The following is a 20309-nucleotide window of genomic DNA, read 5'->3' as shown; positions in this document are numbered from 1 at the left end:
CACGCGCAACAACCTGGCCGGTGCCTACGAGGATGCAGGGGATCTGGAGCGGGCCATCCCGTTGTTCGAGTCCACCCTCGCCCAACGCGAGCAGGTACTGGGCGACACCCACCGCTTCACCCTGAACAGCCGCAACAACCTCGCCCTCGCTTACATGGAGGTGGGGGATCTGGCACGTGGCATCCCGTTGTTCGAGTCCACTCTCGCTCAGCGGGAGCGGGTGCTGGGTGACACCCACCCCTCTACCTTGACCAGCCGCAACAACCTCGCCCTCGCCTACGAGGAGGTGGGGGATCTGGAGCGGGCCATCCCGTTGTTCGAGTCCACCCTCGCCGAGCGCGAGAAGGTGCTGGGCGGAACTCACCCCAAAACGTTGACCAGCCGGATCAACCTGGCCGGCGCCTACAAGGCGGCGGGGGATCCGGAGCGGGCCATCGCGCTCTACGAGTCCACCCTCGCCCTGTGCGAGGGAGTGCTGGGTGACACCCACCCGGACACCCTCATTGTCCGCAACAACCTGGCCGACGCGTACCGGGTGGCGGGGGATCTGGAGCGGGCCATCCCGTTGTTCGAGTCCACTCTCGCCCAGCGCGAGCAGGTACTCGGGGACACCCACCCCCGTACGTTGACCAGCCGTAACAACCTGGCCGGCGCGTACCGGGCGGCGGGGGATCTGCAGCGGGCGATCGCGTTGTACGAGTCCGCTCTCGCCCAGCGTGAGCGGGTGCTGGGTGACACCCATCCCTCCACCCTGATCACCCGCAACAGCCTTGCAGGCGCGTACCGGGCGGCGGGGGATTTGGAGCGGGCGATCGCGTTGTACGAGTCCGCTCTCGCCCAGCGTTTGCGGGTGCTGGGTGACACTCACCCCGACACCCTGATCACCCGCAACAGCCTGGCCCTCGCCTACGAGGATGCAGGGGATCTGGAGCCGGCCATCCCGCTGTTCGAGTCCACTCTCGCCCAGCGCGAGCAGGTACTCGGGGACACCCACCCCCGTACGTTGACCAGCCGTAACAACCTGGCCGGCGCGTACCGGGCGGCGGGGGATCTGGAGCGGGCGATCGCGTTGTACGAGTCCACTCTCGCCCAGCGTGAGCGGGTGCTGGGTGACACCCATCCCTCCACCCTGATCACCCGCAACAGCCTTGCAGGCGCGTACCGGGCGGCGGGGGATTTGGAGCGGGCCATTCCGCTGTACGAGTCCACTCTTGCTCAGCGTGAGCGGGTGCTGGGTGACACCCACCCCGACACCCTGACCAGCCGCAACAACCTCGCCATCGCCTACGAGGATGCAGGGGATCTGGACCGGGCCATCCCGCTGTACGAGTCCACCCTCGCCCAGCGTGAGCACGTACTGGGTGCCACCCACCCTCATACGTTGGCCAGTCGCCGCAATCTGGCCGGCGCCCGCAGAGCCGGCGAGACCGCGCAGCAACCAGATACGGCGACCCCAGCAACCGCCCCTGGCCTCACGCTCCCCTCAGACCGTTCCGAGCGAAGCGAATGACCCTCACCGACCGCTGGGTTGCAGGTTCGAATCCCGCCAAGTGCACAGCACGACGGCGTGCTCGGGGCATCTCCGCGCATCACGAGTTCATGCGGTGGTCGTGGCCAGGCCGTGGAAGGCCTGGGTGGTGCGGGGGTGGGCGAGTTCGTCGAGCAGGTGGCGCCAGTCGGGGTCGGCCGCGGCGGGGTGGGCCAGGTCCCAGGCGGTGAGGAGTGGGGCCAGTTCGCTCTCGGGGGCGATCTCGATCGACGGGGAGGGCGGGGAGGCCAGCAGCGGGGTCATGGGCTTTCCTTCCGGAGGGTGAGGCACGGAGGGGGCGGTGCATTGGGGGATGGGGCCCGGAATCCGGGTCCGGGATCCGATGGCCTCTACGATGCCGCCGATTCGGGGACGGCGACATGGAGCCCGCCGCCCAGTCCGGGGTGGGGGCAGCTGTACCTTCAGGGTGTCGGCAGCACCCAAGGCGGCATTGTCGTACCCCTCTGCCATCGTGACCGTCATGGGCGAACTGGTGGATCGGGTGGACGAAGCGGACCGGGTCATCGGGGTGGTGGACCGGGCGGAGGCCATCGAGAAGGGGTGGCTGCACCGGGTCGCGACCACGATCTGTCGTGATCCGGACGGGCGGATTCTGGTGCATCGGCGGCCGGAGAACGATTCCCGGTTCCCGGGGCAGTACAACTGGCTGGTGGGCGGGGCGGCGGAGGTCGGGGAGTCGTACGAGGAGGCGGCGGCCCGTGAACTCGCCGAGGAACTGGGCGTGTTGGGGGCACCTCGCTTCCTCTTCAAGTTCCTGTGCCGCGGCGAGATCAGCCCCTACTGGCTCGGGGTGCACGAAGTCGTCGTGACCGGAGCGCTCGTGCCCGATCCGGCGGAGATCGCGTGGCACGGCTGGTTCGACGAGGACGAGTTGCTGGAGGCGGCCGGGCGGGGGACGTTCGTGTCCGACGCGGCGGAGGCTCTACGGCGTCACCTGGCGGCCTGAATCCCACGTCCACAGCCAAGATGGCCAGGGTCCACTCACGCATCCGCCCCCGGTCCCGCCATCACGCGCGGACCGTGTCGGGGATCCAGGGGATCCAGGGGATCCGTGGTCGTCCCGGCCGTATCAGCCATACGGCTCCATCGGCGCCGCCGGGACCAGGATCTCGGTCTCCGACTCGCACTCGGGCTGACGGAAGAAGTATTCCGGCCTGCAGCCGCTGTCCGGATCAGCGCCCGTCGCGCTCCGGCCATGTGCCCGTGAAGAGCTCCGCGCCGGCGGCCGGGCGCCGGGTCGTGGGCAGGAGGTCCCGGCCCCGGTCGGCCCGTTATCCGCGCACCACAGCTCCTTTCGGAGCGAGCGGCCGACGTGACCGTACGTCAGCAGGTGGCGCCGACGGCGGCCTGGGTGAGGACGGGACGCGGCAGGGGGAGCACGGGGCGCCGGGGCCGGAGCGGGCTCTTGCGGCCGCTCGCGAAGACGAACAGGCGCAGGACCAGGAAGCGGCCGATGCCGGCCAGGCCGGAGGCGGTGAGGTAGACGGCCTGTTCCGTGAGTATGCCGGGCGCTGACTGGATGACGTGGAGGAGGAACATCGCCGCGCAGGTGACGGCGTACGCGGCCGCCGCGGAGCCGGAGGACTGGAGGTGTCGGCGCCGGCCGGGGCGGCGGCCGGTGCCGAAGGTGAACAGGGCGTGGAGTTCGGTGCACAGGAGCGTGGAGACCACGGTGATCACCGCGTTCGCGACCGCCCACGGCATCGTCATCGCCACCAGCGGTACGGCGAAGCTGGAAAGGACGCCGATACCGCCGCCGCAGACGACGAAGCGGACGAAGGAGGCGAGGGGGCCGGGGGCGGTCGGGGAGGGCAGGGAGGAAAGGGAGGGCAGGGAGGGCGAGGACGGGGACTGTGTCGTGTCGGCCGTCTGCGGCTCCATGGTGTTTCCTCCGGCTCGGCGCGGGCTTCTCGATCCGCCTGATCCGGGGTGGACCGGCTGAGATCAACGATGCCGTCGCGGGCTCGCCGGAACGATGGAGTGCCCTCCCGAATGGAAGGTGGGGCTAGCTCCACCCCCGGGGTGGGGCGGTCCCGCTACGCGCCGTCCGCGTCCTTCGCCCGCAGCTCCTCGATATAGGCGAGCGCGAGGTTCGTCGAACGGCTGAACCAGTCGTGGAGTACGGCGATCTCGTCGGCGGAGTAGCCCGCGAAGACGGCGTCGAGGCGGTCGTAGTACGGCTGGTAGAGGGCGACGACCTTGGCAACGGCGTCGGGCAGCGCGGCGACCCGTACGCGGCGGCGGTCGGTGGGGTCGGGGACGCGGGTGACGTAGCCGCCGCGTTCGAGGCGGTTGAGGATGCCGGTGACCGCGCCGGTCGTGACATGGGCGTGCTCGGCGAGGTCGCCGGCGGTGAGGAGGTCCTCGCCGGCCTTCAGGACGCAGGCGAAGGACAGCAGGTCGGTGACGTTCAGACCCAGCCGCTGGGCCATCTCCTGCTGGCCGAGGTGGGCGGTGGCGATGAAGAGGTCCATCGCCTCCCGCGTCTGGGCCGGAGTGGCGGTGGGGCGGGGCTCGGCGGACATCTGGTTCCTGATTCTCTGGGGCGTTCGCTGGGGCGCGCGCTGGACGTTCTGGGATTTCTCTTAGCGCGTGAGAGGTTTCTGCGCTAAATTTCTTAGGGAGTGAGGGATCGGGTCGAGGAGGATCTGTGAGTGCACATCAGTATGACGAGGGGCACACGGTCGCGGGCTGGACCGGATTCGGCATCGCGACTGTCGGGACCGCTGTGCTGGGGCTGGGGGTGTGCACGGTGTCCGGTGTCGCGATAGCCGGTGGTCTCGCGGTCACCGCGGTGGGCGCCCTCGTCACCTGGGCGCTGCACCTGGCCGGCTGGGGCAAGCCGCCGGGGCGCCGGCCGCGGGAGCAGTGGGGGATGCGGGTGCGGGACACGAGCGCGCGGCAGGGGCACGCCGGGTGTGTCGGATGCCGGATGGCGGGTCGGGGAGGCTCGCGGACCCCGGTGGTCGAGCCCGTGACGGGGGCGACGGCGGAACCCCTGCCCGTGGAGTCGGTGGGCTGAACTCCGCAGAGGCCTCGTGTCGCGGCTCGTGTGGACCCGCCTCCGGCTCCCGTGGACGGTCTTCGGCTCCCGCAGGCCGGTCTCCCGGCTGCCATGGCCGGTCCCCTGGCTGCGGTGGCCAATCCGGCTGGTGCGGACGGACTTCGGCTCTCCCGGGCCGATCTCCCGGCTCCCGCGGACCGCTCTCCGGCTGCCGTGGCCGGTCCCTGGCTCCGGTAACCCAGTCTCCTGCTCCGCTGCCCCGTGGCCCGCTCCCGGCTCCTCGCGTGATCCCCGTTGTCAGTGGTGCCCCCTACCCTCGTGAGGGATGGCACAGGCATGGAAGTGCTCGGGGCTGCGGTGGTCGGCCGGTGGGCCCGTGCTGCGGTGGGTCGGCGGTCGGAACAGCACGCTGACCTGGGGGAAGCGGGTGGCCTTCGGGGTCGTGGAGGGGGGTGGGCGGACATGTGTGGGAGCGCGGGGGCATGCGTGTCCGGCGCGGACCGCGGTGTCGGGGCGGAGCACGGGGGCGCGGTGCGAGGAGTGTGCGCGGCTGGACCGGGCGCACTCCGTGGCCGCCGACACCCTCGCGGACGATCCCCGTCCGTACCGGGTGTACCTGGCGTGGTTCGGGCCCGGCATGGTCAAGGTCGGCATCACGGCGTGCGAGCGGGGGAGCGCGCGCCTGTGGGAACAGGGTGCCGTCTGCTTCAGCTGGCTCGGCACCGGTCCGCTCATGGCCGCCCGGCGCACCGAGGAACTGCTGCGGGCGGCCCTCTCGGTGCCGGATCGCGTTCCGTACGGCGACAAGCGGGCCGTCCGGTCCGCCCTGCCGGCGTCGGCCGCCGAGCGGGCCGCCGAGATCGCGGAACTGCACGCGCGGGCGGTGACACTGGGCGGCTGGCCCGAGTCCCTGGAGCGCGCGCCCTACGAACCGGTCGACCACGTCGACGTCTTCGGCCTCGCCGGCCTCCCCACCGCCGTCGGTGAGGTGAGCGAGCTCGTCGCGGGCGGGGCGGTGGGTGGCCGGCTCATCGCGGCCGCCGGTCCGGACCTGCACCTGGAGACGGAGGGCGGGGGAGTCGTCGTACTGGACACACGGCTGATGACGGGCTGGGATCTCGTCCCGGCCGACGGGGCGGAAATCACCGTGCCGATGAGAGAGTTCAAGGAGACGCCGGGGGTTCAGGACGGGTTGTTCTGATGAGGGGGAGGGCCGGGGATGGACGTCACCGTGCAGTGGATACGCACGTCGTGGACGAAGCAGTCCCGTGGCGGCGAGGCCGCGACAAGGAGAAACGCGGCTCCGGTCGGCTTCGTTCTGCCGCCGTCCGCAGTGGGGCGCGACGGTGAGCCGTTCGTCCACGCGGTCCGGATGGACGAGCGGGACGACTTCGTGCCGCACGACCACCAGGGCGACAACCTCAGAGGCGTCGACGTCCAACTCCGTGAAGCCGACGGGCGGTTGCGGGTGCTGCCCAGGGTGAGACCGATGTTCGGGGTGCCGCCCCGGCCGCGGCGGCGTCCGGGCGTGCGGCTCGAGCCCGGGCAATGGGTGCGGTGGCGGCTCAACTACCGCTTCAGCAGTGCCGTCGGGCTGCGGGACTGGTCGTACTGGCTGGACACCTTCAACATCGCCTACGGCCCGGTCGGCGCCGAGGTGTTCCTCGGCGCGCCGACGGTTCATGTGGACGAGCAAGGGCCGGTCCGCTAGCGGTCGGAGGGTCGCAGGTCGGAGGGTCGGAGTCTCGGGCGGGTGCCTCGTCCGTCCCGTCGAACAAGGGATCCCCCAGTGGTTCCCTGAGAGTCGCCTGTGCGTTTCTCAGGGAAATCACAGACAGGGGAAAGGGTGCTCTCAGGGGGCCCCGACATGGTGTTCGCCATGACCACGACCTCGCCCCAGGGGCGCACCGAACTGCTGAGGCCGGACGGGAGCCCCGTCCGGGTGCTTGTGGTGGACGACGAGCTGTCGATCACCGAACTGCTCTCCATGGCCCTTCGCTATGAGGGATGGCAGATCCGGAGTGCGGGAGACGGCCAGGGTGCCGTTCAGACCGCGCGGGAGTTCCGGCCCGACGCCGTCGTTCTCGACATGATGCTTCCCGACATGGACGGACTAGCCGTCCTCGGGCGGCTTCGGCGTGAACTGCCGGACGTGCCGGTGCTGTTCCTGACCGCGAAGGACGCCGTCGAGGACCGCATCGCCGGGCTCACCGCCGGTGGCGACGACTACGTCACCAAGCCGTTCAGCCTCGAAGAGGTCGTGGCCCGGCTGCGTGGGCTCATCCGCCGGTCCGGTGCCGCCGACCGCCGCAGCGACTCCGTGCTGGTCGTCGGCGACCTCACCCTCGACGAGGACAGCCACGAGGTCTCGCGCGCCGGAGAGAACATCCACCTCACCGCGACCGAGTTCGAACTGCTGCGCTTCCTCATGCGGAATCCCCGGCGGGTGCTCAGCAAGGCGCAGATCCTCGACCGCGTGTGGTCGTACGACTTCGGCGGCCAGGCCAACGTCGTCGAGCTCTACATCTCCTACCTGCGCCGGAAGATAGACGCGGGCCGTGAGCCGATGATCCACACCCGGCGCGGAGCCGGCTATCTGATCAAGCCCGCCGCCTCATGAGCGGACGACGACGGCCGCGGGCGCAGAAGCGAGCAGGGCGAGCAGGCAAGCCGCGCACGCTGCGGACGCGGCTCGTCGTCGCGTCGGTGGTGCTGATCGCCGTGGTCTGCTCGGTGATCGGCACCGTGACGACACTGGCGTTGCGGACCCATCTGTACGACCAGTTGGGCGACCAGGTCTTCGACGCCGGCAAGCGTCTCGCGGGCCCTCCGTTCGGCAGGGACAACGACCCGAACTCCGCGGCACTGGATCAGCTCGACAAGTTCGTCTCCTACGGGCCGACGCAGGAGGACACCGTCGTCGCGAAGGTCGCCGCCGACGGCACGATCTCCAAGGCGGTCATCGCCAAGCAGGTGTCCGACGAGATCCGCCAGCAGATGAACCCCACGCCGCTGACCAAGGCCCAGCGTGCCGTGCTCGCCGACGTGTCCACGACGGGCAAGCACACCGTGACCATTCCCGGCCTCGGCGACTACCTCGTGATGTACGTGCAGGGCAATGACGGCGCCGATTACTACGTTGCCCTGCCCACCGCCACGGTCGACAGCACCATCAACACCCTGATCCTCGTGGAGATCAGCGTCACCGCCGCCGGTCTCGGCGCAGCCGTCATCGCCGGTTACGTCCTGGTCGGGCTCGCCACCCGTCCCCTCCGCAGGGTCGCCAACACCGCCACCCGGGTCTCCGAACTCCGGCTCCACACCGGCGAGGTCAACCTCAGCGAGCGGGTGCCCGAGGCGGAGTGCGATCCGCACACCGAGGTCGGACAGGTCGGCTCCGCGCTCAACCGGATGCTGGACCATGTCCACGGCGCCCTGCACGCGCGCCAGCAGAGCGAGATGCGGGTGCGCCAGTTCGTGGCCGACGCCAGTCACGAGCTGCGGACCCCGCTCGCCTCCATCCGCGGGTACGCCGAGCTCACCCGACGCGGCAGAGAAGAGGTCGGCCCCGACACCCGGCACGCCCTGGGCCGTATCGAGTCCGAGGCGGGCCGGATGACGCTGCTCGTGGAGGACCTGTTGCTGCTCGCGCGCCTGGACGCCGGGCGGCCGCTGCAGTTCGAGCAGACCGACCTCATCCCGCTCGTCGTGGACACCATCAGTGACGCCCGAGCGGCCGGCATGGACCACAACTGGCGCCTGGACCTGCCCGACGAACCCGCCCTGGTCTCCGGTGACGCGGCCCGTCTCCAGCAGGTGCTCATCAACCTGCTCGGCAACGCCCGCAAACACACCCCGGAGGGCACGACCGTCACGGCGCGGATCCAGCGGCGCGGTCCCTGGATGTGCGTGGACGTCGAGGACAACGGCCAGGGCATCCCGTCCGACCTGCTCCCGCACGTCTTCGAACGGTTCGCGCGCGGTGACTCCTCGCGTTCGCGTGCCTCCGGCTCGACAGGTCTCGGCCTCGCCATCGTGGAGGCCGTCGCGACCGCGCACGGCGGCGCCGTGACCGTCGACAGCGTTCCCGGGCGCACCGTGTTCACCATGCACCTGCCCGCTCTGGGTCCCGTGGCCCCGCGTCCGGCGCCCGAAACGAACTGGCAATCGCACTCACAGGCACAGCACAGCGCCGCCATATGGGTGCAACAGGGGGCCTGACCAGAGTCGTTCACATGCGAACCGACTCTTCTCCCGGCACCCTGCCGGCGCGGGAGCACCTCCCGGCCGGCGACGCCGGTACGCCTGTCCTGGACGTAGTGATCCCCGTCTACAACGAGGAGAAGGACCTCCAGCCGTGTGTGCTGAGACTGCACGAGCACCTCAAGCGCACGTTTCCGTACGCGTTCCGCATCACCATCGCGGACAACGCGTCGACGGACACCACTCCCCTGGTGTCGCAGCGGCTGGAGGCGGAGATCCCGGAGGTGAAGGCCTTCCGGCTGGAGCAGAAGGGCCGCGGCCGGGCCCTTCGGACCGTCTGGTCCGCCTCGGACGCCCCGATCCTCGCCTACATGGACGTGGACCTGTCCACCGACCTCAATGCCCTGCTGCCGCTGGTGGCCCCGCTGATCTCGGGCCACTCCGACCTGGCGATCGGCTCCCGGCTCGCCCGCAGCTCCCGGGTCGTGCGCGGCCCCAAGCGCGAGTTCATCAGCCGCGCCTACAACCTCATCCTGCGCGGCTCGCTCCAGGCCCGTTTCTCCGACGCGCAGTGCGGGTTCAAGGCGATCCGGCGTGACGTGGCGCAGGTCCTGCTGCCGCTCGTCGAGGACACCGGCTGGTTCTTCGACACCGAGATGCTGGTCATCGCCGAGCGCGCGGGACTCCGTATCCACGAAGTGCCCGTCGACTGGGTCGACGACCCCGACTCCACCGTCCACATCGTGAAGACGGCGACCGAGGACCTCAAGGGGGTGTGGCGGGTGGGCAAGGCCCTGGCGAGCGGATCGCTGCCGCTGGACCGGATCGCCCGGCCGTTCGGCGACGACCCGCGCGACCGCGAGATCCAGGACGTGCCCAAGGGGCTGGCCCGCCAGCTCGTCGGGTTCTGTGTCGTCGGCGGTCTGTCGACCCTCTTCTACCTGGTGCTCTACAGCGCCTTCCGGCAGTTCGGCGGTTCCCAGATCGCCAACGCGCTGGCCCTGCTGGTCTCTGCGGTCGCCAACACCGCCGCCAACCGGCGCCTGACCTTCGGGGTGCGCGGGCGGGGCGGCGCCGTCCGGCACCAGGCGCAGGGCCTGGTCGTCTTCGGTATCGGCCTCGCGCTGACCAGCGGCTCGCTCGCCGCGCTCAACGCGGCCAGCAGCGACCCTGCGCACTCCACCGAGCTGGCGGTGCTGATCGCCGCCAACCTCGCGGCGACCGTGCTGCGCTTCCTGCTCTTCCGGGCCTGGGTCTTCCCCGACCGCGACGACGACCAGCCCGGCTCCACGGTGGTGGCCGACCACACCCCGTCCTCGCCGACCCACTCCACCCAGCAGGCCTACGCGCCGCTGCCCCAGCGCCCCACCCCGCACCACCAGTACGCCACGGCGCCGCAGACGCCGTACGAGACAACCGGGTTCCGCGCCGGCGAAGCCGCGGAGCAGCGCTCCTGGAGGGACGCCACCGTGCAGTTGCAGCCGGTGCGCCCGACCGACACCGACCCGAGGAACTCCTGATGACCACGCAGACCGACCATCCGACCCGGCAGGGTTCCGGGTGGGGTCCGGCGGCGACGGCCCCCGAGGCGCCGGTCGCTCCCCCGGCCCCCGAGTCCGGCGAACCCCAGCAGCCCCTCGCGCGGAGACTGTGGCGGGGCCGCCCCGAGGATCCGCGCTGGGCACGCCCGGCCTTCTGGGGCCTGCTGCTCGCCACCGCGGCGCTCTACTTCTCCAACCTGAGCGCCTCCGGTTACGCCAACTCCTTCTACTCGGCGGCCGTCCAGGCCGGCACCAAGAGCTGGAAGGCGATGTTCTTCGGCTCGCTGGACGCGGGCAACGCCATCACCGTCGACAAGCCCTCGGCCTTCCTGTGGCCGATGGAGATCGCGGCCAGGATCTTCGGCCTGAACGCGTGGACGATCCTCGGCCCCGAGGTCCTCATGGGCGTCGGCACGGTCGCCGTCGTCTACGCGTCCGTGCGCCGCCGGTTCAGCCCCGGGGCCGGTCTGATCGCGGGCGCCGTGCTCGCGCTCACCCCCGTCGCGGCGCTGATGTTCCGGTTCAACAACCCGGACGCCATGCTGGCCCTGCTGATGGCGCTGGCCTGCTACTTCGTCGTCCGTGCCATCGAGGACGGCAAGACGAAGTGGCTGGTGTGGGCGGGTGTCGCCATCGGTTTCGCGTTCCTCGCGAAGACCCTCCAGGCCTTCCTGATCCTGCCGTCGCTCGCGATCGTGTACGCGGTCTGCGCGCCGGTCTCGCTGAAGAAGCGCTTCGGTCAGCTGGCCGCCGCGACCGGTGCCCTGATCGTCTCCGGCGGCTGGTGGGTCGCGATCGTCGAGCTGTGGCCCGCCTCCTCCCGCCCCTACATCGGCGGCTCGCAGAACAACTCGTTCCTCGAGCTGACCTTCGGCTACAACGGCCTCGGCCGTCTCAACGGAGAGGAGACCGGCAGTGTCGGGGGCGGTGGCGGCGCCGGCGGCACCGGCCAGTGGGGCGAGACCGGCTGGGACCGGATGTTCAACTCCGAGATCGGCGGCCAGATCTCGTGGCTGCTGCCGGCCGCGCTGATCCTGCTGGTCGCGGGCCTGGTGGCGACGCGCAGGCTCAAGCGGACGTCGGTGACCCGCGGTTCGTTCCTCGTCTGGGGCGGCTCGCTGCTGATCACCCTCGTGGTCTTCAGCTACATGGCGGGCATCTTCCACCAGTACTACACGATCGCCCTCGCCCCCTACATCGCCGCCGTGGTCGGCATGGGCGCCGGGGTCCTGTGGGAGAAGCGCGCCGAGATATGGGCCTCGCTCACCCTCGCGGCCTCCGTCGTCGCCGCCTCGGCCTGGGGGTACGTTCTCCTCAACCGCACCCCCGATTACCTGCCCTGGCTGAAGTGGCTGGTCCTGACCGGCGGCCTGGTCGCCGCGCTCGGCCTGATCTTCGTGGCCAGGCTCGGCCGGCAACTGGCGCTCGGTGCCGCGGCCCTGGGCATCGTGGCCGCGCTCGCCGGTCCGACGGCGTACACGCTGAGCACGGTGAACTCCGCGCACACCGGGTCCATCCCGACGGCCGGTCCGGCGGGCGCGAGCATGATGGGCTTCGGCGGCGGTGGCCGGGGCGGCGGTCCCGGTGGCGGCGGTACGGGCGGCTTCGGTGGCCAGAACCAGCAGAACGGGAACGGCAACACGCAGGGCCGGCAGGGCAACGGCTTCCCGGGCGGCGGGATGGGCGGTACTGGTGGGATGCCCGGCCAGAACGGGAACACCCAGGGCAACGGCACCACGCAGAACCAGCAGGGCGGCATGCCCGGCGGCACCACGGGTGACGGCGGCGGCATGGGCGGTGGCGGGGGTGTCGGCGGCCTGGTCAACGGCGCGTCCGTCTCCGCCGAGGCCAAGAAGCTGCTGAAGGCCGACGCGGACGACTACACCTGGGCGGCGGCCGCGATCGGCGCCCAGAACGCCGCGAGCTACCAGCTGGCCACCGACGAGTCCGTCATGGCGATCGGCGGCTTCAACGGCACCGACCCGTCCCCGACGCTGGCCCAGTTCAAGGAGTACGTGGCGGACGGCAAGATCCACTACTTCGTCTCCAGCGGCTCCGGCGGTGGCATGGGCGGCAGCAGCAGCGGCACGTCCTCGCAGATCACCTCGTGGGTCGAGGCCACCTTCAAGAAGGTGACGGTCGGTTCGGCCACCTTCTACGACCTCACCCAGAAGGCGAGCGGCTGACGCAGGACGACCGGATCAGGGCTGAGGGACGGCGACCGCGTCGCCGCCCCTCTGCCATGTCCGCGGCCGGAAAGTTTGTTGTACAGCGTATGGGAACTATTCTACGGTGTACGGCATGTCCGCTCCCGCACCCGTCACCGCCGTCTCCCAGGGCCATCCCCAGCGCTGGCTGATACTCGGCGTCATCTGTCTCGCGCAGCTGACCGTGCTGCTCGACAACACCGTCCTGAACGTCGCGATCCCCTCGCTCACCCGGGAACTGGGCGCGGCCACCTCCGACATCCAGTGGATGATCAACGCGTATTCGCTGGTGCAGTCCGGTCTGCTGCTCACCGCGGGCAGCGCCGCCGACCGCTACGGTCGCAAGAAGCTGCTGATGGCAGGCCTGGCCCTGTTCGGCCTCGGCTCCCTGGTGGCCGGTCTCGCCACCACCAGCGCACAGCTGATCGCGGCCCGCGCGGGCATGGGCGTCGGCGGCGCGCTCCTCATCACCACCACGCTCGCCGTCGTGGTCCAGATCTTCGACGACAGCGAACGCGTGAAGGCGATCGGCCTCTGGTCGACGGTCAACTCGCTCGGTTTCGCCGTAGGACCGCTGCTCGGCGGTGTGATGCTCGACCACTTCTGGTGGGGAGCGATCTTCCTCGTCAACATCCCGGTCGCGGCCATCGGCCTGGTGGCCGTCCTGGCCCTGGTCCCCGAGTCCAGGAACCCGCAGGGCGACCGCCCCGACCTGCTCGGCGCACTACTCTCCACGATCGGCATGACGAGCCTCGTCTACGCGATCATCTCCGGCCCGGACCACGGCTGGACCTCCGCCACCACCCTCACCGCCGCCGCGGTCGGAGCCGTGGTGCTGACCGGGTTCGCCGTATGGGAACTGCGCGTCCCGTACCCCATGCTCGACATGCACTTCTTCCGCGACCAGCGGTTCACCGGGGCCGTGGCGGGCGCGATCCTCGTCGCCTTCGGCATGGCGGGCTCGCTCTTCCTGCTCACGCAGCACCTGCAGTTCGTCCTCGGATACGGCCCGTTGGAGGCCGGCCTGCGGACGGCGCCGTTCGCCCTCACCATCGTCGTCCTCAACCTCACCGGGGTCAGCGCGAAGCTCCTGCCGAGGGCCGGCACACCGCTCACCATCGCCCTCGGGATGACCTGTCTGGCGGTGGGCCTCGCGGCGATCGCCGTGCTCGGCCGTCACGGGTACGGCGGCATGCTGGCCGGCCTGGTCGTCATGGGCGCCGGGGTCGCCTTCGCGATGCCGGCCATGGCCAACGCCGTCATGAGCGCGATTCCTCCGGAGAAGGCGGGGGTGGGGGCCGGTATCAACGGCACGCTCGCCGAGTTCGGGCAGGGGCTCGGGGTCGCGGTGCTGGGCGCGGTGCTGAACTCCCGCTTCGCGGCGCTGGTCCCGGTGGCGGCGGCGTCCTTGCCGGCGGCGCTGGCGCAGGCGGGCTCGGCACAGGAGCGGGCGCGGATCACCGAGGCGTTCGCCTCCGGCCTGGAGAGCAGTCAGTTGGTGGGGGCGGGCGCCGTGCTGCTGGGCGGAGTGGTCGCCGCGGTGTTGCTGCGGCGGGCTGAGCGGGCAGAGGGTGCCTAGGGGTTCCGGGCTGGGTTCCGGGCTTCGGGCCGTCGGAGGGTGCGAGTCCGTCGTGGCTGGTCCGTCGTGGCTGGTCGAGCCCACGCGGCGGGGCCGCACATCGATACGGCTCGCGCCCCGGTAAGGCCTAGCATCTTTGGCAGTGGACGGATGTACTCGAAAGGTGCGCCATGCCTAACGCAGGCCAGAAGGCCTCGAGCCGGACCAGTGTGTGGCTGGAGGGCAAGGTGCGCCGGAGCGGGCGTGGCGGCGGGCAGCCGTCGGGGCTCGACCGGGACCGCATCACCGAGGTGACGGTCCGTCTCCTGGACGCTGAAGGGCTGGCCAAGTTCTCCATGCGGCGGCTGGCCGCCGAGCTGAACGTGACCGCGATGTCCGTCTACTGGTACGTCGACACCAAGGACGACCTCCTCGAACTCGCCCTGGACGCGGCCTTCGGCGAACTGGAGCTGCCGGACCCGGAGGCCGACGAGGACTGGCGGGACCAACTGCGCACGGTGGCCAAGGAGTACCGGAGCCTGCTGGTCCGGCACCCCTGGGTCTCACCGCTGGCCGGCACCTTCCTCAACATCGGCCCCAACTCCCTGGTCTTCTCCCGGATCGTGCACCGGGTCGTCCGCAAGACCGGCCTGCCCGCACACGGCATCACCGGCGCGATCTCCGCCGTTTTCCAGTTCGTCTACGGCTTCGGCACCATCGAGGGCCACTTCATCGCCCGTTCCGCCCAGGCCGGCATGACCCAGGAGGCCTACTTCCGCCACGCCATGACCACGGCCACCCGGGCCCCCGGCGCCGCGGAGATCCTCAAGGAGAACGAGGAGATCATGACGGCGCGGGGAGGCGACACGGTGGAGGAGATGCGGGACAGGGACTTCACGTTCGCCCTTGATTTGTTGATCAAGGGAATCGAGGCGATGGTCGAACGCCCCTAGCGCGCTCACCGCCCCTCAGGCGTCCGGCGAAGCCAACCGCTCGGGAAATCCACCGGTAGCCACAGGGCCCCACCGCACCGGAGTGACCCGAATGATCGACTTCCCCTGCTTCACCATCGCCGCCCGGTACTCGTCCCAGTCGGGATGCTCCCCGGCGATGTTCCGGTAGTACTCCACCAACGGCTCCACGGACTCCGGCGAGTCGACGACCTCCGCGGTCCCGTCGATCTGCACCCACGGTCCGTTCCAGTCGTCGCTCAGCACGATCACGCTGACCTGGGGGTCCCGCTTCGCGTTCCGCGTCTTGGCCCGCTCGGGGTACGTCGAGACGACGATCCGCCCGGAGTCGTCCACCCCGCAGGTCAACGGCGAGGCCTGCGGTGACCCGTCCCCCCGCCGCGTCAGCAGGATCGCCCGGTGCCGGGGCCGTACGAAGTCCAGCAACTCGTCCAGCGAGACGGCCTTGTTGGTAGCAATGTTCGGTGCCATGACGTCAGCCTAGTTGGAGCGCGACGGCGTTCCAGTGAACCGCCTCACGGCCGAGTCGGTCCGCCTTCTCGTCCACGATCCGCAGCAGCGTCAGTCCTGCCCCCGCCCCATGCCCGGCGACCTCCTCCGGCGCGATGTCGAACATCCGCCGGTTCGCGGGCGGCGCACCGCGCCGCAGGCCTTCCCAGCCGCTGCGCCGACTCGGCGTAGTAGGCCTGCACCCCCGTGGTTCGCTCCATGCCAGAACGGTACGACCTGCCACTGACAACGCCCTCAGGCCTGCGGCAGCGACTCCCCCTGCACCGCCTGGACATCGAGTTCGACCTTCAGCGTCGTACCGATCGCCGCGATCCCCGCCTGCACGACCTGGTTGTAGTTCATGGCGAAGTCCTCCCGCCGAAGCTGGGTGGTGGCCCGGAAGGCGGCACGGGTCCCACCCCAGGGATCGGCCCCCGTCCCCAGGTACGCGAGGTCCAGGTCGACGGGGCGTACGACACCACGCATCGCCAGTTCACCCCGTACGGTCCACCGGTCCGTACCGGCCACGGCCAGCCCCGTGGACCGGTACGTGATCTCCGGGTACCGCTCGACGTCCAGGAAGTCCGCCGACCGCAGGTGCTCGTCCCGCATCGCGTTCCCCGTGTCGATGGAGGCCGCCCGGATCACCGCCTCCACCCGCGACTTGGTCACGTCGTCCGGGGCGACCTCGACCGCCGCCGTGAAGTCGGTGAAGCGGCCGTGCACGCTGGAGATGCCCAGGTGCTGGGCGACCGCGCCCACGGAGGAATGTGCCGGATCCACGGTCCACGGCCCCGGCGGCGGAAGTTCCGCCCCGCCGATGCGGGCCAGCGTGACCGTGCCGACCTCGGCCCGGCCGCTCGCCGTGACGATCGCGCTCGACGCGGCGGGCGCGTACCCGACGGCCGTGACGATGACGGTGTACGGCCCCGGCTCCAGATGTGTGCCGTCCCGTACCGCCCCTTCGGCGTCCGCCTCCGCGCGCAGCACCTGCGTCCCGGTCCTGTCGGTCACCGTGACGACCGCGTGCGACACGGCCCATCCGTCCCGGGTCCGGATCCTCGCGCTCAGTCCCATTTCACGTAACTCCTCGAAGAAGACCGGCCCGTGGCGGGCGCGCACCTCCGCTCGGAGCGCGCCCCCTGCCACGGGCCGGAGTCGGTGGACTACTCGCCGGGGTGGGCGAGTTCGATGTCGTGGCCGTCGACCGCGGGGCCGTTCACCGTCAGGGCCGTCGCCTGCGGCGGGTAGCCCGTCGCGATGACCGTGTACTCGCCGCCGTCCAGGTCGGTGAAGGCGTACGCCCCGTCCGTCCCGGTGGTGGCGGTACCGACCACGTTGCCCGCCGCGTCCACGAGGGTGACCCGCGCGTCGGCCAGCGGACCGTGCGGCGCCCGTACGACACCCTGGAGGCGGGCCCCCGAGTCGAGGTCGACCTCGATACGGGTGACGCCGGTGCCACCGACCTCGACGGGCAGCGCGCGCGGCCGGAACCCGGCGGCGTTCACCGCGACGGTGACCGCGCCCGGCACCAGCTCGCCGAAGGCGAACTCGCCCTGCTCACCGGTGGTCCCGGTGGCCAGCAGATCGCCCCGCACATCGGTGACGATCACCATCGCGTCCTTGACCGGCTCCCCGCTCCGTGCGGCCCGCACGAGCCCGTTCAGCCCGCTGGTGCCGCTGAGGAGGACGTCGTAGGCCACCGGTTCGCCGTTCACGAGCACCGTGGACGCCTGCGGCTGGAAGCCGTCGGCGGAGGCGATGAGGACGTACGAGCCCACGCTCGGCGCCTCGAGGGCGTAGGAGCCGTCGGCCTGGGTCACCGACCGGCCCAGCTGCCGTCCCGCGAGCGAGATCAGCGTGACCGCGGCGTGCGGGACCGGCGCGCTCTCGTTGCCGCGCACGAAGCCGCGGACCGGGATGCCGCCGGGGCCGGCCGAGGGCTCCTCGGGGCGGGTCAGGGTGGCGACGGCGGACAGCCGCTGCGTGCCGTCGGGAGCGGTTTCGGTGTCAGAGGTGGTCGTGGCCCAGCTGGGCGTGTGCCCGGCAGTCGTCGGAGCAGCGGCTTCCGCGGGGGCCGCGGCCTCTGTGGGAGCCTCGGCCGGCGAGTCCTCGGCGGCCGACTGCGCCAGTGCGCCCTTGGTCTTCAGCGGAACCTCCTTGATGAACAGCGTGATCAGGAACGCGACGGCCGCGAGGGCACCGGCGATCAGGAAGACGTCCGCGATGCCGTGTCCGTAGGCGCTCTCCATGAGGGTGCGCACCGGAGCCGGCAGCGTGCCCAGGTCCGGGATGCTGTCGGTGGACGAGCCGGAACCCGACAGCGCGGCCCGGTACTTGGGGTCGAGGGCGGCGACGCCGTCCGTGACGTAGTGCGAGATCCGGTGGGACATGACCGCGCCGAGCGCGGAGACGCCGACCGCACCACCGAGGGAACGGAAGAAGGTGACCGTCGAGCTGGCCGAGCCGAGGTCGCTCGGGTCCACCTGGTTCTGCGTGCACAGCACCAGGTTCTGCATCATCATGCCGATGCCGAGACCCAGCAGGGCCATGAAGATCGACATCTTCCAGTAGGCCGTGTCGTACCGGATGGTGCCGAGGAGACCGAGACCGGCCGTCACCAGCACGCCACCGCTGACCAGCCACGCCTTCCAGCGGCCGGTGCGGGTGATGAACTGCCCGGAGACGGTGGAGGAGACGAACAGACCACCGATCATCGGGATGGTCATCACACCCGACATCGTCGGGGACTTGTCGCGGGCCAGCTGGAAGTACTGGCTGAAGAAGACCGTGCCGGTGAACATCGCGACACCGACGAACAGCGAGGCCAGCGAGGCGAGGGTGATGGTGCGGTTCCTGAACAGCCGCAGCGGGATGATCGGTTCGCGCACCTTGGACTCGACCAGCACGAAGATCAGACCGAGGACGATGGAACCACCGACCATCGCGTACGTCTGCCACGAGATCCAGTCGTACTTGTCACCGGCGAAGGTGACCCAGACCAGCAGCAGCGAGACGGCGGCGGCGACGAAGAACGCACCCGCCCAGTCGACCTTCACGTCCCGCTTCACGACCGGCAGGTGCAGGGTCTTCTGCAGCACGATCAGCGCGATGACGGCGAAGGGGACGCCGACGTAGAAGCACCAGCGCCAGCCCAGCCACGAGGTGTCGGTGATGACACCGCCGAGCAGCGGGCCGCCGACGGTCGCGACGGCGAAGGTCGCGCCGAGGTAGCCGGAGTAACGGCCGCGCTCACGCGGGGAGATCATCGCCGCCATGACGATCTGCGCGAGGGCGGACAGACCGCCGACGCCGATGCCCTGGACGACGCGGCAGGCGATGAGCATGCCGGCGTTCTGCGAGAGACCGGCGGCCGCGGAGCCCAGGACGTAGATGACCAGGGCTATCTGGACGAGCGCCTTCTTGCTGTACAGGTCGGCGAGCTTGCCCCACAGGGGGGTGGCCGCGGTCATCGACAGCAGGGCGGCGGTGACGACCCAGGTGTAGGCGGACTGGCCGCCGCCGAGGTCGCTGATGATGTGCGGGAGCGCGTTGGTGACGATCGTGGACGACAGGATCGCCACGAACATGCCGAGCAGCAGGCCGGAGATGGCCTCCATGATCTGCCGGTGCGTCATGGGGGCGTACTCGGTGGAGCCTCCCCCGTGCTTGGCGTGAGCCCGCACACCGGTTGGTGTGGTCGTAGCCATGGGCTTCCTTCTCTTACTGGGTGGTCGCGGGTGTACGGGTGATCGGTTCGAGTACGGGGGAAACGGGCGGCCGTGGTTCGGGGCCGTGGGCGCGGGTGTCGTGGGCGCGGGTGTCGTCGAAGCTCGCCCTGAGGCGGGCCATCAGCGCGGTCAGCTGGGACACCTCGTCGTCGCTCCAGTCGCTCAGCCGTTCGGCGAGCAGGTGGCAGGTCCGGCGGGACAGCTGGTCCAGGAGCGCCTGGCCGGCCGGCGTCAGCCGCAGGATGCGTGAGCGCTTGTCCGCCGGGTCGGGGGAGCGTTCGATCCAGCCGCGCTCGGCGACGTGCGCCACGTGGCGGCTGGTCACCGACATGTCCACGGCGAGCAGCTCGGAGAGCTTGCTCATGCGCATGTCCCCATAGCGCCCGAGGAGGGTCAGCACGGCGGCGGAACCGGCTGGGCACTCGGACGGCATCATGCGTCCGATCTCCCTCTTCACGGCTCCGAAGGCGCTGAACTGACGGATCAGCTCCTCGTAGCGCGTCTGCTCGGCCATCACACCTCCCGTATTCGTTGCTTAGGGCAACCATAGACGTGCTTGGTTGCTACAGGCAAATAAGACGGGGTGGGTGCGGCATAAAAACTTGGCAAAGGCAAGTATTGCGAACGTAAACCTGCGGGTGGGGGCCTTTGCTACCCCCTTGAACCCCGCACTTGGGCCCGGCTCCCGGATTCGCTAGGGTCTCTGGGCATGGCTGAGAACCAGGTACCCCAGGGCAACCACGACCCCGCCGGCAGCACTCAGATGTTCCGCGCGTTCGTCGACGAGGGCCCGCAGGGCCGTCGGCAGCAGGCCGCTCCCGCCGCGTCGGGGGGCCCGCGTGTCGGGCTCATCATTGGCGTGGTGGTCGCAGTGGTGATCGTTGCGGCGGTGGCTTGGCTGGCGCTGAAGTAGCGGGTTCGGTGGGGGCGGGCGTTTTTGCGCAGTTCCCCGCGCCCCTGAGTGCCTGCGGCGGCCCGTTGCGGCTCCGGTGGGGGCTTGTGTAGCGCGTGCGGGTGTGTGGTGGGTCGGGGCCGGGGTGGGGGGGGGGGGGGGGG

The 20309-nt window shown here is 70.6% G+C and carries 20 protein-coding genes; 12 read left to right on the top strand and 8 right to left on the bottom strand.

What is annotated here, in order from left to right:
* Window positions 1–1510, top strand: a 1510-nt coding sequence (locus ACIBJB_RS16660) for a tetratricopeptide repeat protein (protein ID WP_398931072.1), incomplete at its 5' end; no start/stop codon positions are given.
* 87 nt (window positions 1511–1597) lie between these two features.
* Here ACIBJB_RS16660 and ACIBJB_RS16655 read toward each other — a convergent pair.
* Entirely contained in the window at window positions 1598–1792 is a 195-nt protein-coding gene (locus ACIBJB_RS16655; protein WP_398931070.1) for a hypothetical protein, read from the bottom strand.
* A 217-nt stretch (window positions 1793–2009) separates the two neighbouring features.
* Here ACIBJB_RS16655 and ACIBJB_RS16650 point away from each other — a divergent pair, with 217 nt between their 5' ends.
* The gene (locus tag ACIBJB_RS16650) at window positions 2010–2495 is read left to right on the top strand and encodes an NUDIX domain-containing protein (RefSeq protein WP_398931068.1); all 486 of its coding nucleotides are present in this window, start codon (window positions 2010–2012) and stop codon (window positions 2493–2495) included.
* Window positions 2496–2872: 377 nt separating this feature from the next.
* On the opposite strand, the gene ACIBJB_RS16645 is transcribed toward ACIBJB_RS16650, so the two are convergent.
* Together ACIBJB_RS16645 and ACIBJB_RS16640 are read right to left on the bottom strand one after the other, a co-directional pair.
* Window positions 2873–3430 (bottom strand): hypothetical protein, encoded by a 558-nt coding sequence (locus ACIBJB_RS16645; RefSeq protein WP_398931066.1) that lies wholly within the window; start codon window positions 3428–3430, stop codon window positions 2873–2875.
* 155 nt (window positions 3431–3585) lie between these two features.
* Window positions 3586–4074, bottom strand: a complete 489-nt coding sequence (locus ACIBJB_RS16640) for a MarR family winged helix-turn-helix transcriptional regulator (RefSeq protein WP_398931065.1) — start codon at window positions 4072–4074, stop codon at window positions 3586–3588.
* Between the two features lie 125 nt (window positions 4075–4199).
* Here ACIBJB_RS16640 and ACIBJB_RS16635 point away from each other — a divergent pair, with 125 nt between their 5' ends.
* From ACIBJB_RS16635 to ACIBJB_RS16595, 9 genes are all read left to right on the top strand, one after another.
* Entirely contained in the window at window positions 4200–4571 is a 372-nt protein-coding gene (locus ACIBJB_RS16635) for an HGxxPAAW family protein (RefSeq protein ID WP_398931063.1), read from the top strand.
* A gap of 307 nt (window positions 4572–4878) precedes the next feature.
* A complete protein-coding gene (locus ACIBJB_RS16630) occupies window positions 4879–5754 on the top strand; it encodes a DUF2797 domain-containing protein (protein ID WP_398931061.1) in 876 nt (291 codons plus the stop codon).
* 18 nt (window positions 5755–5772) lie between these two features.
* Window positions 5773–6264, top strand: coding sequence for a hypothetical protein (locus ACIBJB_RS16625; RefSeq protein WP_266516988.1), 492 nt, complete (start codon window positions 5773–5775; stop codon window positions 6262–6264).
* A 168-nt stretch (window positions 6265–6432) separates the two neighbouring features.
* On the top strand, window positions 6433–7173 hold the full coding sequence (locus ACIBJB_RS16620; RefSeq protein ID WP_179332490.1) for a response regulator transcription factor: 741 nt from the start codon (window positions 6433–6435) through the stop codon (window positions 7171–7173).
* Window positions 7170–8774 (top strand): sensor histidine kinase, encoded by a 1605-nt coding sequence (locus ACIBJB_RS16615; RefSeq protein ID WP_398931059.1) that lies wholly within the window; start codon window positions 7170–7172, stop codon window positions 8772–8774. Before ACIBJB_RS16620 ends, ACIBJB_RS16615 begins: the two co-directional genes overlap by 4 nt.
* 14 nt (window positions 8775–8788) lie before the next feature.
* Window positions 8789–10276: a glycosyltransferase gene (locus ACIBJB_RS16610; RefSeq protein WP_398931057.1), complete on the top strand. Its 1488-nt coding sequence runs from the start codon at window positions 8789–8791 to the stop codon at window positions 10274–10276.
* Window positions 10276–12483: an ArnT family glycosyltransferase gene (locus ACIBJB_RS16605; RefSeq protein WP_398931055.1), complete on the top strand. Its 2208-nt coding sequence runs from the start codon at window positions 10276–10278 to the stop codon at window positions 12481–12483. Before ACIBJB_RS16610 ends, ACIBJB_RS16605 begins: the two co-directional genes overlap by 1 nt.
* 115 nt (window positions 12484–12598) lie before the next feature.
* A complete protein-coding gene (locus tag ACIBJB_RS16600) occupies window positions 12599–14083 on the top strand; it encodes an MFS transporter (RefSeq protein ID WP_398931053.1) in 1485 nt (494 codons plus the stop codon).
* A 170-nt stretch (window positions 14084–14253) separates the two neighbouring features.
* A complete protein-coding gene (locus ACIBJB_RS16595; protein WP_398931051.1) occupies window positions 14254–15015 on the top strand; it encodes a TetR/AcrR family transcriptional regulator in 762 nt (253 codons plus the stop codon).
* 15 nt (window positions 15016–15030) lie between these two features.
* Here the strand turns inward: ACIBJB_RS16595 and ACIBJB_RS16590 are convergent, their stop codons facing one another.
* The 5 genes from ACIBJB_RS16590 to ACIBJB_RS16570 form a co-directional block, all read right to left on the bottom strand.
* Window positions 15031–15504: a PPOX class F420-dependent oxidoreductase gene (locus tag ACIBJB_RS16590; RefSeq protein ID WP_398931049.1), complete on the bottom strand. Its 474-nt coding sequence runs from the start codon at window positions 15502–15504 to the stop codon at window positions 15031–15033.
* A 4-nt stretch (window positions 15505–15508) separates the two neighbouring features.
* Window positions 15509–15649 (bottom strand): hypothetical protein, encoded by a 141-nt coding sequence (locus tag ACIBJB_RS16585; RefSeq protein ID WP_398931047.1) that lies wholly within the window; start codon window positions 15647–15649, stop codon window positions 15509–15511.
* A 128-nt stretch (window positions 15650–15777) separates the two neighbouring features.
* A complete protein-coding gene (locus ACIBJB_RS16580) occupies window positions 15778–16599 on the bottom strand; it encodes a YceI family protein (protein ID WP_398931045.1) in 822 nt (273 codons plus the stop codon).
* 89 nt (window positions 16600–16688) lie between these two features.
* Entirely contained in the window at window positions 16689–19232 is a 2544-nt protein-coding gene (locus ACIBJB_RS16575; protein ID WP_398931043.1) for an MFS transporter, read from the bottom strand.
* A 13-nt stretch (window positions 19233–19245) separates the two neighbouring features.
* Window positions 19246–19767, bottom strand: a complete 522-nt coding sequence (locus tag ACIBJB_RS16570; protein ID WP_398931041.1) for a MarR family winged helix-turn-helix transcriptional regulator — start codon at window positions 19765–19767, stop codon at window positions 19246–19248.
* A gap of 195 nt (window positions 19768–19962) precedes the next feature.
* Here ACIBJB_RS16570 and ACIBJB_RS16565 point away from each other — a divergent pair, with 195 nt between their 5' ends.
* Window positions 19963–20166: a hypothetical protein gene (locus tag ACIBJB_RS16565; RefSeq protein ID WP_398931039.1), complete on the top strand. Its 204-nt coding sequence runs from the start codon at window positions 19963–19965 to the stop codon at window positions 20164–20166.
* Window positions 20167–20309 lie beyond the last annotated feature (143 nt).

It is taken from the genome of Streptomyces sp. NPDC050759, from assembly GCF_044456945.1.
Classification (GTDB): Bacteria; Actinomycetota; Actinomycetes; order Streptomycetales; family Streptomycetaceae; genus Streptomyces.
Note: the sequence above shows the minus strand (reverse complement) of the source record. Positions and strands in the feature narration are given on the sequence as shown.

What these genes read in the sequence shown, in the direction of transcription:
- ACIBJB_RS16595 (WP_398931051.1), top strand. Translation starts at nt 14,254, where the DNA reads ATGCCTAACGCAGGCCAGAAGGCCTCGAGCCGGACCAGTGTGTGGCTG.
- ACIBJB_RS16565 (WP_398931039.1), top strand. Translation starts at nt 19,963, where the DNA reads ATGGCTGAGAACCAGGTACCCCAGGGCAACCACGACCCCGCCGGCAGC.
- ACIBJB_RS16615 (WP_398931059.1), top strand. Translation starts at nt 7,170, where the DNA reads ATGAGCGGACGACGACGGCCGCGGGCGCAGAAGCGAGCAGGGCGAGCA.
- ACIBJB_RS16650 (WP_398931068.1), top strand. Translation starts at nt 2,010, where the DNA reads ATGGGCGAACTGGTGGATCGGGTGGACGAAGCGGACCGGGTCATCGGG.
- ACIBJB_RS16580 (WP_398931045.1), bottom strand. Translation starts at nt 16,599, where the DNA reads ATGGGACTGAGCGCGAGGATCCGGACCCGGGACGGATGGGCCGTGTCG.
- ACIBJB_RS16605 (WP_398931055.1), top strand. Translation starts at nt 10,276, where the DNA reads ATGACCACGCAGACCGACCATCCGACCCGGCAGGGTTCCGGGTGGGGT.
- ACIBJB_RS16620 (WP_179332490.1), top strand. Translation starts at nt 6,433, where the DNA reads ATGACCACGACCTCGCCCCAGGGGCGCACCGAACTGCTGAGGCCGGAC.
- ACIBJB_RS16585 (WP_398931047.1), bottom strand. Translation starts at nt 15,649, where the DNA reads ATGTTCGACATCGCGCCGGAGGAGGTCGCCGGGCATGGGGCGGGGGCA.
- ACIBJB_RS16570 (WP_398931041.1), bottom strand. Translation starts at nt 19,767, where the DNA reads ATGGCCGAGCAGACGCGCTACGAGGAGCTGATCCGTCAGTTCAGCGCC.
- ACIBJB_RS16575 (WP_398931043.1), bottom strand. Translation starts at nt 19,232, where the DNA reads ATGGCTACGACCACACCAACCGGTGTGCGGGCTCACGCCAAGCACGGG.
- ACIBJB_RS16645 (WP_398931066.1), bottom strand. Translation starts at nt 3,430, where the DNA reads ATGGAGCCGCAGACGGCCGACACGACACAGTCCCCGTCCTCGCCCTCC.
- ACIBJB_RS16590 (WP_398931049.1), bottom strand. Translation starts at nt 15,504, where the DNA reads ATGGCACCGAACATTGCTACCAACAAGGCCGTCTCGCTGGACGAGTTG.
- ACIBJB_RS16630 (WP_398931061.1), top strand. Translation starts at nt 4,879, where the DNA reads ATGGCACAGGCATGGAAGTGCTCGGGGCTGCGGTGGTCGGCCGGTGGG.
- ACIBJB_RS16600 (WP_398931053.1), top strand. Translation starts at nt 12,599, where the DNA reads ATGTCCGCTCCCGCACCCGTCACCGCCGTCTCCCAGGGCCATCCCCAG.
- ACIBJB_RS16640 (WP_398931065.1), bottom strand. Translation starts at nt 4,074, where the DNA reads ATGTCCGCCGAGCCCCGCCCCACCGCCACTCCGGCCCAGACGCGGGAG.
- ACIBJB_RS16625 (WP_266516988.1), top strand. Translation starts at nt 5,773, where the DNA reads ATGGACGTCACCGTGCAGTGGATACGCACGTCGTGGACGAAGCAGTCC.
- ACIBJB_RS16610 (WP_398931057.1), top strand. Translation starts at nt 8,789, where the DNA reads ATGCGAACCGACTCTTCTCCCGGCACCCTGCCGGCGCGGGAGCACCTC.
- ACIBJB_RS16655 (WP_398931070.1), bottom strand. Translation starts at nt 1,792, where the DNA reads ATGACCCCGCTGCTGGCCTCCCCGCCCTCCCCGTCGATCGAGATCGCC.